The sequence below is a fragment of the Pararhodospirillum oryzae genome (assembly GCF_007992075.1).
Classification (GTDB): domain Bacteria; phylum Pseudomonadota; class Alphaproteobacteria; order Rhodospirillales; family Rhodospirillaceae; genus Pararhodospirillum; species Pararhodospirillum oryzae.
Map to the genome: position 1 here is coordinate 1 of NZ_BJZO01000078.1, position 17320 is coordinate 17320.

General features: G+C 67.3%; 10 protein-coding genes and 1 tRNA gene. 6 read left to right on the forward strand and 5 right to left on the reverse strand.

Annotation, left to right across the window (positions count from 1 at the left end; genetic code table 11):
- Positions 1-75: 75 nt before the first annotated feature.
- A complete protein-coding gene (locus ROR02_RS12905) occupies positions 76-1446 on the reverse strand; it encodes a type II secretion system protein (protein ID WP_147164456.1) in 1371 nt (456 codons plus the stop codon).
- Between the two features lie 52 nt (positions 1447-1498).
- Here ROR02_RS12905 and ROR02_RS12910 point away from each other — a divergent pair.
- Positions 1499-1575 (forward strand) — tRNA-Arg (locus tag ROR02_RS12910).
- 113 nt (positions 1576-1688) lie between these two features.
- Here ROR02_RS12910 and ROR02_RS12915 read toward each other — a convergent pair.
- The 4 genes from ROR02_RS12915 to ROR02_RS12930 all read right to left on the reverse strand — a co-directional run bounded on the left by ROR02_RS12915 (position 1689) and on the right by ROR02_RS12930 (position 11017).
- Entirely contained in the window at positions 1689-3026 is a 1338-nt protein-coding gene (locus ROR02_RS12915) for a globin-coupled sensor protein (protein ID WP_147164457.1), read from the reverse strand.
- 493 nt (positions 3027-3519) lie between these two features.
- Complete coding sequence (locus tag ROR02_RS12920; RefSeq protein WP_147164458.1) at positions 3520-4821, reverse strand: NAD(P)/FAD-dependent oxidoreductase; 1302 nt, start codon at positions 4819-4821, stop codon at positions 3520-3522.
- A gap of 159 nt (positions 4822-4980) precedes the next feature.
- Entirely contained in the window at positions 4981-9555 is a 4575-nt protein-coding gene (gene gltB / locus ROR02_RS12925) for a glutamate synthase large subunit (RefSeq protein WP_147164459.1), read from the reverse strand.
- A 16-nt stretch (positions 9556-9571) separates the two neighbouring features.
- Complete coding sequence (locus ROR02_RS12930; protein ID WP_147164460.1) at positions 9572-11017, reverse strand: NAD(P)-dependent oxidoreductase; 1446 nt, start codon at positions 11015-11017, stop codon at positions 9572-9574.
- Between the two features lie 317 nt (positions 11018-11334).
- Here ROR02_RS12930 and ROR02_RS12935 point away from each other — a divergent pair, with 317 nt between their 5' ends.
- The 5 genes from ROR02_RS12935 to ROR02_RS12955 all read left to right on the forward strand — a co-directional run bounded on the left by ROR02_RS12935 (position 11335) and on the right by ROR02_RS12955 (position 16849).
- Entirely contained in the window at positions 11335-12189 is an 855-nt protein-coding gene (locus tag ROR02_RS12935; protein WP_170245110.1) for an undecaprenyl-diphosphate phosphatase, read from the forward strand.
- Positions 12190-12624: 435 nt separating this feature from the next.
- Positions 12625-13989 (forward strand): AAA family ATPase, encoded by a 1365-nt coding sequence (locus ROR02_RS12940; protein ID WP_147164462.1) that lies wholly within the window; start codon positions 12625-12627, stop codon positions 13987-13989.
- Between the two features lie 109 nt (positions 13990-14098).
- Entirely contained in the window at positions 14099-14713 is a 615-nt protein-coding gene (locus ROR02_RS12945) for a peroxiredoxin (protein ID WP_147164463.1), read from the forward strand.
- Between the two features lie 147 nt (positions 14714-14860).
- Entirely contained in the window at positions 14861-15814 is a 954-nt protein-coding gene (trxB, locus tag ROR02_RS12950) for a thioredoxin-disulfide reductase (protein WP_147164464.1), read from the forward strand.
- Between the two features lie 138 nt (positions 15815-15952).
- Positions 15953-16849 carry a LysR family transcriptional regulator gene (locus ROR02_RS12955; RefSeq protein ID WP_147164465.1) on the forward strand — a complete coding sequence of 299 codons (897 nt, stop codon included), beginning with the start codon at positions 15953-15955 and terminating at the stop codon, positions 16847-16849.
- Positions 16850-17320: the final 471 nt, after the last annotated feature.

Genomic DNA, 17320 nt, shown 5'->3' on the forward strand with positions numbered 1-17320 from the left:
CCCGGGCAGGGTTCGAGCGCGAGCCCGACGGGCGCACCGCACCCGAAAACCCAACCAAGCCCGACAGGCCCCCGCTTACGGGCGCTCACCACACCCCAGCGCCAGATCCAGGGCGGCCGGGGCTTCCGCCTCACGCGACGCCGTCAATCCCGCCAGCCGTACCACGCTGGATTCCCCCCCGAGGGCTGCTCCGCTGGCATCCCTCACGGGTTCCGCGATCAGACGCACCCGGGTAAACGAGACCCCACCAAACCCCAGGGGCTCGAAAACGGACTTGGCGTTGGCGTCGCCATCCGGACAAGCCTGCAAGACGGTTTCTCCGATTTGGTCGTCGCCCGACCACGCTTGCAAGCGCACGCCCTCGATCCAGTCCACCGGACAGGAGCGGTCAGCGGCGGGAGCCTCCAGACACCGCGCGTCTCCTTCGCCCCGGGCCTGACGCCACGCGAAGGGAGCCCGCTTTTCCCGAACAAGGCCCACCAGGACGACGTGGACCTGTGTCACCGCCCTTGCCCATTCGATGCTCAAGGTTCGCTGATGCCCATCGGCGTCGGTGGCCAGATCGGCCGCGGTCTCTGTTCCCATGCCGCGGCCGGTTTGGGCCGCCAGTCCCGACCACACCCCCAGCCCCGAGTCATCGGACGCCACCGCAAGGGTTCCCCCCTGGGCTTCCAGCACCGCGCCACTGGCCAGGACCAGGCGGGTGCTGCCGCTATCGAGCACCCGCCCGCCCCCCCCCCGAGGCGTCCACACCAGGGGCGTTTGCGCCATCAGGCCCGACGCCGTGACCGGAACGTCGAGAGGCACGTCCAGGGACTGCGGGGGGCCGGGCGTGCACCCCATGGCCAGACGAACCCGTTCGGGGCTCCAGGCCAGGACCCGGCCATCGAACGCAACGACTCCGGTCGGGTTCGCGGCCAGGGGCGCGGCGGACAGGCGCGACACCCCTCCTGCGCCGACAAGCCGGTTGCCGGCCCCGGACGACGCCACCGCGAACAACGCCGCCTGGGGTGTTTCGAGGTCCGAACCCACCACGGCAATCGTTGCCTCGGGCAGGGTCCCGGTGCAGGAAAGGGCGCCGGCGGCCGTCGCCTGGGGGCTGACCCGGTAGGCAAGGGGCCGGTTCCAGGCATCTTGCGCCGCCTCGGGCGCCAATCCCAGGGCCAGCCAGGGCACGGCGCCCTCCGTTCCGCGACACGGACCGGACTCACGCACGCCGTCTCCTTGCCCCTCGGGGCAGGGCAGGGCGCCGTGCAGCCGGGCGGCGGCGGCCAGGGCGTTGGCCACCTGGACGATCCGGACCTGGGTGCCGGCCTCCTTGTCGCGCTGGCGAACCGGCCCCAGCACGGCCAGAAGACCCCACGCGGCCCCCCCAACCAACGCCACCACCAGCGCCATTTCCACCAGCGCGAAGCCCGCTCGCGCGACCGCGTGCCTGGCCTCCATTTTTTTCTTGGCGGACCGATTCCGGTACGCTATGGTCGCCTCCCTTCCTCATGCGCCCGTAGCTCAGCTGGATAGAGCGTTGGCCTCCGAAGCCAAAGGTCGTGGGTTCGAATCCCGCCGGACGCACCATTTCTTGAAGACCGAAGGCCCCGTTGCGGGGCCTTTTGTTTTTTCGGTCGTGCTTCAAAGGGAAGGGCGCCGGCACGCGGCCTGTCGCGCCACGCCCCCTTCCCTCCTCGCGCTCATCCCGCCCGGATTCGGGACAGGAACTGGTCGACCTGGCGGGACAACGTGCTGGTTTGCTGCGACAGCGTTTCCACCGTTCCCGACAGATCGCGCGCCGTGGTGTCGGTCTTGCCGGCCAGGGTGCTGACCGCGCCAATGGTGGCGCTGACCACCTGACCGGCCCGCGCGGCTTCGTCCACGTTGCGGGCGATCTCGCGCGTTGCCGCCCGCTGCTCCTCGACCGCCGAAGCCAGCGCCACCGAAATCTGGTTGATGTTGCCAATCGTCGCGCCGATTTTCTGGATCGCGGCCACCGCTTCCTGGGTGGCGCCTTGCACCGCGCCGATCTGCGAGGAAATTTCGTCGGTCGCGCGCGACGTCTGGTTCGCCAGGTGCTTGACCTCGCCCGCCACCACGGCAAAGCCCTTGCCCGCCTCGCCCGCGCGCGCGGCCTCGATCGTGGCGTTCAAGGCCAGCAGGTTGGTCTGCGAGGCGATGTCGTTGATCAGGCGTACCACGTCGCCGATCTTGCCCACCGCCTCCGCCAGGCCCTGGACCAGCTGGTTGGTGCCATCGGCTTCATTGACCGCCGATTCCGTGATGGTCGTGGCCCGGACCACCTGCGTGGAAATTTCCTGGATCGAGCTGGTCAGTTCCTCGGTCGCGGCCGCCACCGTGCTGATGTTATCGCTGGTCTGGGTGGCCGACGCGGCCGCGCTGCCGGCCTCGCGCGCCGACTGGTTGGCGACATCGGCCATCGACACCGCCGCCGCCGAAACCGTCCCCACCGACCGCGATACCTCGTGCACGATCCCCGAAACCTGCTGCTCGAACTCGTGAGCCGCCGTGTCGAGAGCCTGCGACGCCTGTTCTTGCGTGGCATGCAGATACGACGACGATGCCACCTCAAGCTGGAACATCACGGTGCGGGTGAGCGCGTCAATGGCCCGGCGCAGCTTGTCCTTGTCGCGCCGGAAATGCACGATCAGGGCCGCGATGCAATTTTGGAGAATACTTGTCTGAAGGGCAAAATACCAACGAAGCGCGAAACCTTGCTGCTGCCTGAGCACGAAAATCCGGGCCGAGTTTTCAATCCGTTCTTCATTGAAGACATCTGAAAGGACATCATTAAGCCAATAGTTTTTCTGCGTTTTATAGACTTCATCCATGTTGGCATTTGCATAGGCGCTTTTGCCCTCGGGCACCGCCAGAATCGCGGCATACCCTTTGCGGATGATGTCGTCGATCTGCTTTTCAAGGACCGGGCGGCATTCCCGCAGCATCTCCCGCGCGGCCCCATCGATTCCAAGGGCGTCCAAACGGTTCCGAAGATCCACCGCGAAAGGGGTAACCATGGCTCTCTCCGCAAGAAGGGATGGCGGGTCGACACGATGGTGGTGGTCAACGGGTCGGAACCGACCCCCAATGCGCCTTTCGCCACTCGACCCACAAGAGTTTCGTATCGTGTTGTTCGCGTATCGTGTTATTCGGCCGCGCCGGACACAATCCGCTGCCCGATTCAACGGGAAAGCCCGGAACCTTTCGGGGTGTCCCCCCCACGTTGGGCACGCGAGTCTAACTCCCGGTGATTCGAAGCCTCAAGTAAAATTATTTGGACGAACCCTTTGCACCCGTTATTTTCTATTTCCGTCTTTCACCACGGGTTATAGGCATGGGATCCCATCATTGTCTTGCCCGTGATTTCACGGTGATTTTCCATGAGGCAAAGCGGATGAGTTGAGAGAAATCCGGACTCCCTTCCGTTTCCACCCGAAGCGGGCAGACTCTGGATCCCTTGATCTGATTTTGTCTTTTCGGGAAAAGCGGTGTCCCCTTTTCCCTGAAGCCCTAAAACCGGTCGCGCAGCGCAAACCACAGCATGGCGAGCGCCAGCAGCGGCCGCCGGCTGAGAATGCCCCCGGGGAAGGGCGGGGTTGGCAGGCGTTCCAGCAGATCGAACCGGGTAGCACGCCCGCCCAGGGCCTCGGCCACGATGGCGCCACACAGGGTTGCCAGCGCCACCCCATGGCCGGAAAAGCCCGACACCGACACCACCCCCGGCGCGACCCGGGCCACGTGGGGCAGGCGCGAGCGGGTAATCCCCAGGGTGCCCCCCCACCCATAGTCCAGGGCCACGCTGGCCAGCTGCGGGAAAATCGAAAGCAAGATCGGGCGCACGAAGGCCGGGATGTCGCGAGGCGGGGCGTAGCCGTAGCACTCGCCCCCCCCGAACAAAAGCCGGTGATCGGCCGACAGCCGGAAGTAATTGACCACGAACCGGGAGTCGGCCACCGCCACGTTATCCCGGATCAAGGCCCGTGCCCGGGGCTCGCCCAGGGGTTCGGTCGCCACCATGTAGCCGTTGATCGGCATCACCCGCGCCGCCACCGGCCGGCTGAGCCGCCCCAGGTAGCCGTTGGCGGCCAGGATCACGTGATCGGCCCGAACCTCGCCCCCCCGAACGCGCACGCAAGCCGGATGCCCCGGCGCCAGCGCCTCGACCCGCGAGCGCTCGAAGATCCGTACACCCGCCTCGGCGGCGGCGCGGGCCAGCCCCAGCGCGAAGTTCAGCGGGTGAAGGTGCCCCGCCCCTTCGTCCAGGGCGCCGCCATGATAGGCCGGCGAGCCCAGCATCACGCGGATTTCGGCCTTGTCCACGAACCGGATGCGCGAATACCCATAGGTCGTGTTCAGCAGCTCGACCTGGGCCCGGGTATGGGGGACAAAGCGCGCCCGGTGGTCGGCATGCAACACCCCCGGCCGGTAGTCGCAGGCAATGCCATGGGTGTCGATCAGCGCGCGCACCAGCGCCTTGGCATCTTCCCCCATCGCCCAAAGGGCCTGTGCATCGTCGGAGCCCACCAGGCCGGCCAGCACGTCTTGCGCCACCCGCTGGCCCGAACCCACCTGCCCGCCGTTGCGCCCCGAGGCCCCCCAGCCGACCCGATGCGCGTCCAAGAGCACCACGTCGCGCCCTTGCCGGGCCAGATGCAGCGCGGCCGAAAGCCCGGTGTAGCCGCCGCCCACCACGCACACGTCGGCCTTCACGGTGCCTTCAAGAATGGGAAACGAGGGAAGAGGCGTGGCCGTGGCCGTGTAATAGGAGGGCACATGGTGCCCGGGCCCGGCGGCGTCGTACAAAAAATCCATGACCCGACTCGCATACGGTCCCCAGGCCCCCCCGGGCCCCAAGGACAATCGAACCGGATCCTGGCCACAAGAGACGCAAGAGCGCCAGGTCGCCCCGCCCCCCGACCAGGACCGCACAAAAAACCGGGGAGACCATCGGCCTCCCCGGGGATGCAAGGACTACTCGGCGGCGGCCGGCTGCGCCGCGCTCACCGGCACCGGCAGGCGGTTCAGCATTTCCTTGGGCACCACCTGCCAGAAGTGACCCAGTTCGCGCGACCAGTCCACCAGCAGGTGCTCGGCGTACTTGGACTGGGTTTCAACGACGTGGCGCTCCACCAGGCCCTTCAGCAGCGCCTCGTAGTGCGCGACCTCGACACGCTGCCAGATCACCGAATCCGGGTTCACCCGCAGCGGGAAGGTTCCCTCGGGGTCGTAGATGAAGGCCATGCCGCCGGTCATGCCGGCCCCGAAGTTGGCGCCCACCGGGCCCAGGATGACGGCCACGCCGTTGGTCATGTACTCGCAGCCATTCGACCCGCAGCCCTCGACCACCACCTGCGCCCCGGAGTTCCGCACCGCGAAGCGTTCACCCGCCTGGCCGGCCGCGAACAGGAAACCGCTGGTCGCGCCGTACAGCACGGTGTTGCCGATGATGGTGTTCTCGTTGGTGCGCAGCGGGCTCGACACCGCCGGACGGACCACGATCGTGCCCCCCGACAGACCCTTGCCCACGTAGTCGTTGGCGTCGCCGAACACTTCGAGCTTCAGGCCCTGGACGGCGAAGGCGCCCAGCGACTGCCCGCACGACCCGCGCAGGCGCACGGTGATGTGGCCGGGCTCCAGCCCGGTCATGCCGTAACGGGTGACGATGCGGTGGCTGAGCTTGGTCCCGATCGCGCGATGCGTGTTGCGGACCATGTAGGTCAGCTGCATCTTCTCGCCGTCCTCCAGGGCCGGACGGGCGTCGGCGATCATCTCGGCATCCACCGTTTCGGGGACCTCGTTGCGCCCTTCCAGGGTGCAGATGTTGAGGCCCGTTCCCGTGTCCGGCTGAACCAGGATCGGGTTCAGGTCCAGGTCGTCCAGGTGCTCGGCGCCACGGCTGACCTGATAGAGCAGGTCGGTGCGGCCGATGATTTCGTTGAGCGTGCGCACGCCCAGCGAACACAGGATTTCCTTCACTTCCTCGGCCATGAAGGTGAACAGGTTCACCACCTTCTCGGCCGTGCCCGTGAACTTGGCGCGCAGGTCCTCGTCTTGGGTGCACACGCCCACCGGGCAGGTGTTGGAGTGACACTGACGGACCATCAGACAGCCCATGGCCACCAGGCTGGTCGTGCCCACGCCGTATTCCTCGGCGCCCAGCATCGCGGCGATGACCACGTCGCGCGCGCTCTTGATGCCACCGTCAACACGCAAGGTCACCCGGTGACGCAGGCGGTTGAGGGTCAGCACCTGATGCACCTCGGCCAGGCCGATTTCCCAAGGCAGGCCCGCGTGCTTGATCGAGGTCTGCGGGCTGGCACCCGTGCCGCCGTTGTGGCCCGAGATCAAGATCACGTCGGCGTTGGCCTTGGCCACGCCGGCCGCGATCGTGCCAATCCCCGAGCGCGACACCAGCTTGACGCACACCTTGGCGCGCGGGTTGATCTGCTTCAGGTCGTAGATCAGCTGCGCCAGGTCCTCGATCGAATAGATATCGTGGTGCGGCGGCGGGCTGATCAGGGTCACGCCCGGCGTGGAGTGGCGCAGGCGGGCAATCGCCTCCGTCACCTTGAAGCCGGGGAGCTGGCCCCCTTCGCCGGGCTTGGCGCCCTGGGCGACCTTGATTTCAATCTCGCGGCACTGGTTCAGGTACTCGGCGGTCACGCCAAAGCGCCCCGAGGCCACCTGCTTGATCGCCGAGTTGGCGTTGTCGCCATTGGGACCGGGCTTGTAGCGCTCGGGATCCTCGCCGCCCTCGCCGCTGTCCGACTTGGCGCCGATGCGGTTCATGGCGATGTTGAGCGTGCCGTGCGCCTCGGGCGACAGGGCGCCCAGCGACATGGCCGGGGTCACGAAGCGCCGGCGAATCGCCGTGATGCTTTCCAGTTCCTCGACCGGGGTCGGCCGCGCGCCCAGGCGGAAGTCCAGCATGTCGCGCAGGTTAATCGGCGGCAGCTTGCGCAGGCCCGCCGTGTAGGCCTTGAAGGTCTGGTAGCTGTCGGTGGCCACCGCCTTTTGCAGCAGGTGGATCAGCTCGCCATCGAAGCTGTGGGCCTCGCCGCCTTGCTTGCGCACCCGGTAGAAGCCACCCACCGGCAGCACCACGTCGGCCGCGCCAAACGCCTTGGCGTGCTGCTCCAGCACCTTCTTCTGGATCCCCGCCAGGCCCAGGCCGGAAATGCGGCTGGCCAGCCCCGGGAAGTATTCCGCCACCAGCGAGCGCGACAGGCCGATGGCCTCGAAATTGCGCCCGCCCCGATAGCTGGAAATCACCGAGATGCCCATCTTGCTCATGATCTTGAGCAGGCCTTCGTTGACCGCCTTCTTGTAGCGCTGCAGCGCCTTTTCCAAGGTGATCTCGGGCGCGAACAGCCCCCGGCGGTGACGCTCGGCGATCGACTCCTGGGCCAGCCAGGGGTTGATGGTGGTTGCCCCCACGCCGATCAGCACCGCGAAGTAATGGGTATCCAGCACCTCGGCGCAGCGCACGTTCAACGAGGTGAAGGTGCGCAGCTGCTCGCGGATCAGGTGGGTGTGGACCGCGCCGGCGGCCAGGATCATGGGAATGGCCGCCCGGTCGGGACCGATCGCCATGTCGCTCAAGATCACGTGCGTGCAGCCGCCGCGCACCGCCACCTCGGCGTCGCGCTGAACCCGGGCCACCGCGTCGCGCAAGGCCGACGGGCCGGCCTTGGGATCGAAGGTACAGTCCACCTCGACCGCCGAGGCGCCCATGTCGGCGCGCATGGCCTCGAATTCGGCCGTGGTCAGCACCGGGCTTTCAAGCTGGAGCAGATCGCACTGGGATTCGTTTTCCTCCAGGATGTTGCCCAGGTTGCCCAGGCGCGTCTTCAGGCTCATCACCCGGGTTTCGCGCAACGGGTCGATGGGCGGGTTGGTCACCTGGCTGAAGTTCTGACGGAAGAAGTGATGCAACGGCCGGTACTGGGTCGAGAGCACCGCCAGCGGCGCGTCGTCGCCCATCGACCCGATGGCTTCCTTGGCATCGGCGACCATGGGGTGAAGGATCAGCTCCATGTCTTCCACGGTCTGGCCAAACGCCATCTGGCGCCGGTGCAGATCCTCGGGCGACAAGGTGGCCGGCTCGGGATCATCGGTGCGCAGCCGGGATTCCAGCTCGGTGATCCGGCCCACCCACTGGGCATAGTCCTGACGGCCCGCCAGCAGGTCCTTGATGCCGGCGTCGTCGAAGAAGCGGCCCTCGGCCAGGTCCACGGCGATGATCGCGCCAGGGCCCAGGCGCCCCTTGCGCTCGATATCCGATTCGGGCACCCGCACCATGCCGGTTTCCGACCCGACGATCAGCAGGTTGTCCTTGGTCAGGGTGTAGCGCATCGGCCGCAGGCCGTTGCGGTCCATGCCGGCCACCACCCAGCGGCCATCCGTGGCGGCAATGGCCGCCGGGCCGTCCCAGGGTTCCATGATGCAGTTGCAGTAGCTGATCAGCGCCTTGTGATGGTCGGGCATCAGGGCGTTCTGGGTCAGGCTTTCCGGGATCAGCATCGCCTTGACCATCGGCGCCGGCCGGCCGGCCCGGCACAACAGCTCGAACACGTTGTCGAGCGCCGCCGAATCCGACACCCCGGGCTGGACCACGGGCTTCAGATCCTCGATGCGCTTGTCGAACAACGGCGAGGCCATGCGCGTTTCATGGGCCTTCATCCAGTTGACGTTGCCGCTCAGCGTGTTGATCTCGCCGTTGTGGGCAAGCATGCGGAAGGGCTGGGCCAGGCGCCAGGTCGGGAAGGTGTTGGTCGAATAGCGCTGGTGGTAAATCGCGAAGTTCGAGACAAACAGCGGGCTCAGCAGATCCGGGTAGAAGCTGGTCAGCTGCTCGGCCAGGAACATGCCCTTGTAGATGATCGATCGGCACGAGAAGGAGCAGATGTAGAGCTCGGCCACGTGCTCGGCCAGGGCGCGCCGCTCGATGCGCCGGCGGATCACGAACAGGTCGCGCTCGAACTCCTCGTCATCGACCCCCTTGGGGTTGCCGATCATGATCTGTTCGATCTCGGGGCGGGTCGCGTTGGCCTTCTCGCCGATGACCGACGTGTTCACCGGCACCTGGCGCCACCCATAGATGGTGTAGCCGCCCGACAGGATTTCGCTTTCAACGATGGTGCGGCACAGTTCCTGCGCGCCCAGGTCGGTCTTGGGCAGGAACACCATGCCCACGCCGATCACGCCCGCCTGGGGCTCGTGGGCGGTGCGGCGGATGTGCTCCTTGAAGAATTCCTGCGGGATCTGGATGTGGATGCCCGCGCCGTCGCCGGTCTTGCCGTCGGCATCGACGGCGCCACGGTGGAACAACACCTTCAAGGCATCAATGCCGGCCTCGACCACGGCGCGGCGCGGCGTGCCGTCGATGGCGGCCACCAGGCCCACGCCACAGGCGTCGTGCTCGTCGGCGGGGTTGTAGGCATGGGCGGCGGTCAGGCGCGCGACGTCGCGCTGCCAGCGCTCGACAAAGGCGGCACCGGATTCGGCGGCGGGGGCGGAAGCGGGCGGAAGGATGCGCTCGGACATTCTTTCATATCCTCCTTCAGGAGGCGCGGGCGACGGCGACGCCGGCGGCCTTGTTTTCCAGGTAACGGCGGATGCCGTCGGCGGCGTCATGACCATCGCGGATGGCCCACACAACCAGGGACGCCCCCCGGACGATGTCGCCGGCGGCGAACACCCCCTCAAGGGCGGTCATCTGGGTGGCGGCATCAACGGGCACGGTCCCGTTGCGCGCGACGGTCAAGGCGGGGTCGCCCAGCAAGGTGGGCAGGTCCTCGGGCTCGAAGCCCAGGGCCTCGATCACCAGATCGGCGTCAACCGTGAAGGTGCTGCCGGGCACCGGGCGCGGCGTCTGGCGGCCCGACGCGTCGGGCATGCCCAGCGACATCCGCGACGCGCGCACGCCCGCGACCTTGCCCTCGCCCAGCACGGCCTCGGGCGCCGACAGCCATTCAAAGGTCACCCCTTCGGCGATGGCGTTGTCCACCTCGCGCTGCGAGCCCGGCATGTTGGCGCGGTCGCGGCGGTACAGGCAGGTCACCGAGGTGGCGCCCTGGCGGATCGCGGTGCGCAGGCAGTCCATGGCGGTGTCGCCGCCGCCGATCACCACCACCCGCTTGCCAGCGGCGTTCAGGCGGCCGTCCTCGAAGGCCGGCACGCTGTCGCCCAGGCCCTTGCGATTCGCGGTGATCAGGTAATCAAGCGCCTTTTCCACCCCGGTCAGATCGGCGCCGGGCAGCCCCAGGGCGCGCGCCTTGTAAACGCCGGTCGCGATCAGCACCGCGTCGTGGCGGCGGCGCAACTCGGCCAGGGTGGCGTCCTTGCCCACAGCGAAGCCCGGGCGGAACGTGACCCCCGAGGCGGCCAGGTGATCGAGGCGGCGCTGGACCACGGCCTTGTCCAGCTTGAACCCGGGAATCCCGTACATCAAAAGGCCGCCCATGCGGTCGTGGCGGTCGTAGATCGTGACCTGGTAGCCGGCCGCGCGCAGCCGCCCGGCCGCCGCCAGGCCGGCCGGGCCGCCGCCGATGATGCCCACCGAGGCATTATGCTCGACCACCGGGCGGATCGGCTTGACCCAGCCTTTTTCCCAAGCCGTATCGGTGATGTAGCGCTCCACGGCGCCGATGGTCACCGAATGGTGGCGGGATTGCTCCAGCACGCACGAGCCCTCGCACAGGCGGTCTTGCGGGCAGATGCGTCCGCAGATCTCGGGCATGGCGTTGGTCGACTGCGACAGGGCATAGGCCTCTTCCAGGCGCCCCGTGGCGGTCAGCATCAACCAGTCGGGAATATTGTTTTGCAACGGGCAGTGAAGATGGCAAAACGGAATGCCACACTGTTCGCAGCGCGACGCCTGATCGCCGGCGGCCTCGGGGGTGAAGCCGGTGTAGATCTCGTCGAAATCCCGGCGCCGGATGTCGGCGTCGCGCTTTGCGGGAGTTTTCTGGTCCAGCCGCGTGAACTGGAGCATGGGGCGGGCCATCGACGAGTCTCCTTATGAAACGAACGCCGCGTCCTCAACAAGCCGGCGGCGACAGGCAGGGGGCCCGGCACGCGAGGGTGCCAGGGGAAACCTGCCGTTCATAAGACGGAATCACACGAACACCAAGGTAATTCCGCATATAGTAAACGAATATGTACTATATTCGCGCGATGACCCCCTGCGCTACCCTGTCGCGGTTCCAAGGTAACGCACCCGCACAAAGCAAAGGTCAGCTATCCTGTCGTATTGTGCCTCTGGGCGGCTTTCGGGGGGGATGCTATAAGGACCACCGCCCCTCCACCTTTCGGGTCAACGACGTGGCTCTCCTTCCCCTTGTGGTGTTCGCCCTCCTTCAAGGGGCGGTGGTCCTGCTGCCCCTCAGCGCCCCGGCGCACGGAACACTGGCGTCCCTCCTCACGTCCTGGCCCACCCCCGGCCCCGCGTTCGACATCGCGGTTTCGCTGGGCACGCTGGCGGCGGTCCTTGTTTACTGCCGCGACGATGTGCGGGCCATCGCCAGCGGGGCATGGCGCAAGATGCGCCGGCGCCGCTCGGTGGGCGGTCGCGTCGAGGCCGCGTTGCGCCTGGCGGGGTGCCTTGTCCTGGGCGCGATGCCGCTGAGCCTCGCGATCGTCGCGGCCCCGGCCCTGGGATGGAGCCCGGGCCCGCTGACCCTTCCGGTCCTTGGCTGGTCAAGCGTGGGCATCGCCCTTGCCCTTTGGGCCGCCGACAGCCTGAACATGACCGTCAAGCGCGTGGAACACCTGAGTTGGACCGACGCCCTGGTCATTGGCGCCGTCGTCGCCCTCGCGGTGTTCCCCGGGGCGGGGCGGGGCGCGCTGGCCATTGGGGCCGCGCGTTTCCTGGGGTGCGAACGACGGGCGGCCCTGCGCTTTTCGGCCCTGATCTCGATTCCCCTTCTGGGCCTCGTGGGAAGCGTGGCCATGGCGCGCCTGATCGCCGACGGCGCCCCGGTGGCGCCCGCGCCGTTTCTCCTGGCCGGCGCCGTGGCCTTTGCCGGGGGCTGGGCGGCGCTGGAGATCCTGACCCGCTGGCTGCGCCGCCATACCTACGCGCCGTTTGTCCTTTACCAGGTGGGAGTAGGGGCGGCGGCCCTGGGCGTGGCCTATGGCCTGCCCTTCGCGCGGGACGCCCTGACGCGGCTCGTCTAGACCACCCCACGCAAACCAACCCGCGAGAAGGGCCCACCTTCCGGAGTCGCCGCCTGCCGGGGTCAAGGAGCCCCCGCGTCTTAATTCCCGCCGGAGGGGCACATCGCCTTGGCGAACGACGCGCGGCGTGCTTTCTTCCACCGGGCGCCCCGGAACACCGAGGCGTCACCGGGGCCGTTTTTTGGGGGCCTGTCACGCCGGCCCCCAAAAAACGCCCCCTTCGCCTCGAACGCCTCGACCACAAAAACAATATGCGAGAGCGCATGGGCCGGTTCCGGTCCACGGCACCGCGCCAGGCCAGGCCCAGGGGACGAAAGCCGACCGGTGGATTGATCGAGTATGACAACCAGGGAAGGGTAGGGCGCGCCGCTGGTTCGGACACAAGGCCGCGCGTTTTATAGGGGAAGGCGGACCTCATGCGCCAGGAGAGACGCCATGCTGACGCGCATCGAAATCGACGGGTTCAAAACCTTCGAACACTTCGCCGTGGATGTTTCGCCCTTCGGGGTCATGATTGGCCCGAGCAATGCCGGGAAATCCAATCTTTTTGATGCGTTGCGCTTCTTGTCCCTGCTTTCCCGCCACGACGTGCCGGCGGCGATGCGAGGCCTGCGCGGGCGCCCGGAGGAGCTGTTCCGGCGCACGGCCGACGGCGCGACCGACGTGCTTTGCCTGGCCGTGGAAGTGCTGCTGCCCCTGCGCGGGACCGACGATTTCGGCACCCCCTACGAGCTGGAAGCCCAGCGCCTGCGCTACGAAGTCACCCTCACCCAGCACCGCGACCCCGGCGGCCAGCCGCGCGAGGTCGTGGTGAGCGCCGAAAGCTGCCGCGCCCTTACCCGCGACGAGGAACGCGCGCCCTGGATCGATTCCGACACCGTGGCCTATGCCCGCGCCCCGCACCTGTACCTGCGCCCCAGCAGCCCGCCCGGCCTGTCGTTCGACTCGGAAGCCATCCCGCTCGCGCACGGCGCCGGCCCGGGATGGGAAGAGGAACTGGGCCTTCCTCCGGGCGGATCGGCGCTCTTTTCGGGGTGGAACGCGGCCCGCACCGCCTTGTCGGTGGTCATGACCGCCGAACAGCCGCACCTGTTCGCCCTGCGCGCCCTGCTCTCGTCGATCCGGCTGCTCGACATCGATCCGGTGGCGGCCCGACGGGGCAACGATGCGTTCGAGGAGCGCACCTTGCGCGTCAACGCCGGCAACCTGGCCACCGTGCTGGCCGATCTGCGCGAGGAAACCGCCAGCCCTCCCCACCCCGAGGGCGTGATGGGGGCCTTGTCCACCACCTTGGCCCAACTGGTGCCCATGGTCCGGGGGGTGCGCGTGCGCGGCGGGATCGAAAGCGGGGAAACCTCGTTCGATATCGAGACCACCGAGCACCTGGTGATGAGCGCGCGTCAGGTGTCCAACGGCACCGTGCGCGCGCTTGCCCTGCTCGCGGCCCTGAAGGACCCGATCCGCGCCGGGCTGCTGTGCATCGAGGAACCCGACGCCGGGCTGGACGAAGACCGCCTGCCGGTTCTGGCCTCGGTGCTGCGCCAGGCGATTCGCGGGCCCGCCCTTGCCCCGGCCGCGCGCCTGGCCGGACAGGCCGGGAGTCCGCCCCCCTTCCAGATCCTGGCCACGGCGCGTTCGTCGGCCCTGGCGGCCGCCCTGGAGGCGCACGAATGCCTGCGGGTGAACCGGGTGCTGGCGCCGGAAGCCAGCACCTCCATCCGACCCGCCGCCACCCGCATGACCTGGGCCGCGCCCCCTCCGGCCCGCCGGGACGCGAAACCAGCCGGTCCGTCCCCTTGAGGCCGCCGCCGCCGCCCCCAAAATACCGTTCACGCCATCTCGTGCCGTGCACGCCTTGACGACGCGAGACTCGCCTTCGCACCCCGTTATATTGCGTAGGAGCCCTTCCATGACGGATGTTCCCGGCTGCCTGGTGGGCCTGCCCGCCCCCGATTTCACCGCCCCCGCCGTTTTGGGCAACAACGAGATCGACCCCCGGTTTTCCTGGCACGCCCACCGGGGGGACGACTATGGCCTTTTGTTTTTTTATCCCCTGGATTTTTCGTTTGTCTGTCCTTCCGAGATCATCGCCCACAACAACCGCCTCGGCGCCTTCACCGAACGCGGGTGCAAGGTGGCGGCGGTGTCGGTGGATTCCCAGTTCACCCATCTGGCGTGGAAGCGCACGCCCCTTGAGGAAGGGGGGCTGGGGCCGGTGGATTTTCCGCTGGTGTCCGACCTCTCCCACGCCATCGCGCGCGCCCATGGAGTGCTGCTTGACGAACGCATCGCGCTGCGCGCCAGCTTCCTGATCGATCGCGCGGGCATTGTCCGCCATCAGATGGTCAACGATCCCAGCCTGGGCCGCGACGTGGACGAAACCTTGCGCGTCCTTGATGCCCTGATTTTCCACGACACCCATGGCGAGGTCTGCCCGGCCGGATGGCGCCAGGGCGACGAGGCCATGGCCCCCACGCCCGAAGGCGTGGCGGCCTTTTTGACCAAGCATGCCCCAAGACTTTAGCGCCAGTCAGGGGCTCCGGGCGACAGACACCGGCCACTTGTCCCCAAAAACCGGGGAGTTTCGCTTTACCGGCGGCCCCACCGCCTTTTATCCTTCACGAATCCCGGATCAAGAACCGGGACCACAAGAAAGGGGCCCGACGCCAACATGGCCGATCATCACACCAACGTTTTGATCCTGGGATCGGGAGCGGCCGGCTGCACGGCGGCGATTTACGCCGCCCGCGCCGGGCACGCGCCGCTCCTGGTCACGGGACTGCAACCCGGCGGCCAGTTGACGATCACCACCGACGTTGAAAACTACCCCGGCTTCGACGAGGCCATTCAAGGCCCCTGGCTGATGGAGCGCATGCAAAGCCAGGCCCGGGCCATGGGCGCCACCTTGATCGACGACGCCATTGTGTCGGCCGACCTGTCCGGGCCCCCGTTCGTGTGCGTGGGCGACAGCGGCGACCGTTACGTGAGCGAAACCCTGATCATCGCCACCGGGGCCTCGGCCCGCTGGCTGGGCCTGCCCAGCGAGGCCCGCTTTTCCGGGCGCGGGGTTTCGGCCTGCGCCACCTGCGACGGCTTCTTCTTCCGGGGCAAGCCGGTGGTGGTGGTGGGCGGTGGCAACACGGCGGTCGAGGAAGCCTTGTACCTGACCCAGCACGCGAGCCACGTCACGCTGGTGCACCGCCGCGACACCTTGCGCGCCGAACAGGTCTTGCAAGATCGCCTGCTGCGCCATCCCAACGTAAGCGTGCGCTGGAACCGCGTGATCGACGAAATCCTGGGGGGCGGCGATCCTCCGGGGGTTACCGGGGTGCGCCTGCGCGATACCCAAACCGGCGCCACCGAGGAAATACCGTGCGAGGGCGTGTTCATCGCCATCGGCCACAGCCCCAACACCAGCTTGTTCGAGGGACAGCTGGCCTGCGACGAGTCCGGCTACCTGATCACCGCCGCCAAGGGCACGGCCACCAGCCGGCCCGGGGTGTTCGCGGCCGGCGATGTGCAAGATCCGGTGTTCCGCCAGGCGGTGACGGCGGCGGGCACGGGCTGCATGGCGGCCCTGGAAGCCGGCCGTTTCCTGGCCGCGCGCGACGACAAGACGGTTTAGAAGCCCCAGGCGGAACCGAAACGCCCCGGGGGTGCGAGGCCCCCTTTTCACCGGGATCGAAAACGGCGCGGCTGGGGAGCATCCCTTCCCGCCCGTTTCCGGTCCCCCAGGAACGGCCCGTCAAACCGAGCGGAGACGATGGACTGGGACAAGCTGCGGGTCTTTCATGCGGTGGCCGAAGCCGGCAGCTTCACACACGCGGGGGACAACCTGAACCTGAGCCAGTCGGCGGTCAGCCGACAGATCAGCGCGCTTGAGGAAAGCCTGAAGGCGGCGTTGTTCCATCGCCATGCCCGGGGGCTTATCCTGACCGAGCAAGGCGAGCTGTTGTTTGAAACCGTCCACGAGGTGTTCGGCAAGCTGGCCTCGGTGGAGGCACGGCTGGGCGAAAGCCGAGAGCGGCCGGAAGGACCGCTGACCATCACCACGACCCTGGCGTTTGGCACGATCTGGCTCACGCCACGCATCCGGCGGTTCATGGAGCTGTACCCCGATATCGACGTGACCCTGGCGCTCAACGACACCGAGCTTGACCTGGCCATGCGCCAGGCGGATGTCGCCGTGCGTTTCATGCCCCCGCGCCAGCCCGACCTGATCCAGCGCCAGCTGGTGAGCATGCCCTACCATGTGTTCGCGGCCCCCGAATACCTGCAAGCCCACGGCTATCCGGAGCGGCTGGAGGATCTGGATCACCACAGCCTGATCATGTACGCCGATGAGTTCAAGCCGCCGGTGGGCAATATAAACTGGCTATTGTCGGCGGGCCGCGACGACGGCCGCCCCCGCAAGGCAGTTTTGCGCCTGAACAACCTGTATGGTATTTTCCGGGCGGTGGAAAGCGGCTTGGGCATTGCCGCGCTTCCGGAATATTTTTCTTCTGAATCGTCCAACCTTGTCCGCGTTCTTCCCGATCGTCAGGGGCCCGTGATCAGCCTGTATTTTGTCTATGCCGAGGAAATGCGTCATAGCAAGCGGGTGGCGGTGTTTCGAGACTTCCTCATAACAGAGTTGAATAGCTCGGGCTTCGCCTGTTGATCGGGTATTCTCCGTCCTTTCAATCCTACCAAGGTGTTAGACCCACGGTCGGGACTGTGAAACATGCGCATCCCGCATGGCTCGGATGAGGAAATACGCATGGTGAACCCGGGTGCCGCAGGGTAAATACAAGCCATCGCATGTTGCGTTGCACATGCACTCAGTTTGGCGGCCCTCCTCCCTTGTGCCGCCATTGGATCGGGGTGACCCGATCCGCGGGGCGCCATTTCGATGGTGTCCTACGTCTCCCAGACGTGAAACCTCCCTGTTCCGACTTGGCCCCTGGCTCCGCGAGCCGGGGGCTTTTTTTGTGCCCGGGCGAACACGAAAACGCCGTGGGAGGTTACCGCCGGAGGACCAACGCGGGGCTTGGCATCCGCCGCCGGAAACCCCTCTCCTGCGGCCCCACCCGAGGACTTGCCGTCGTCGGACACCCGCCCCCCCCAAACAACCAAAATCTTATACCAAAGG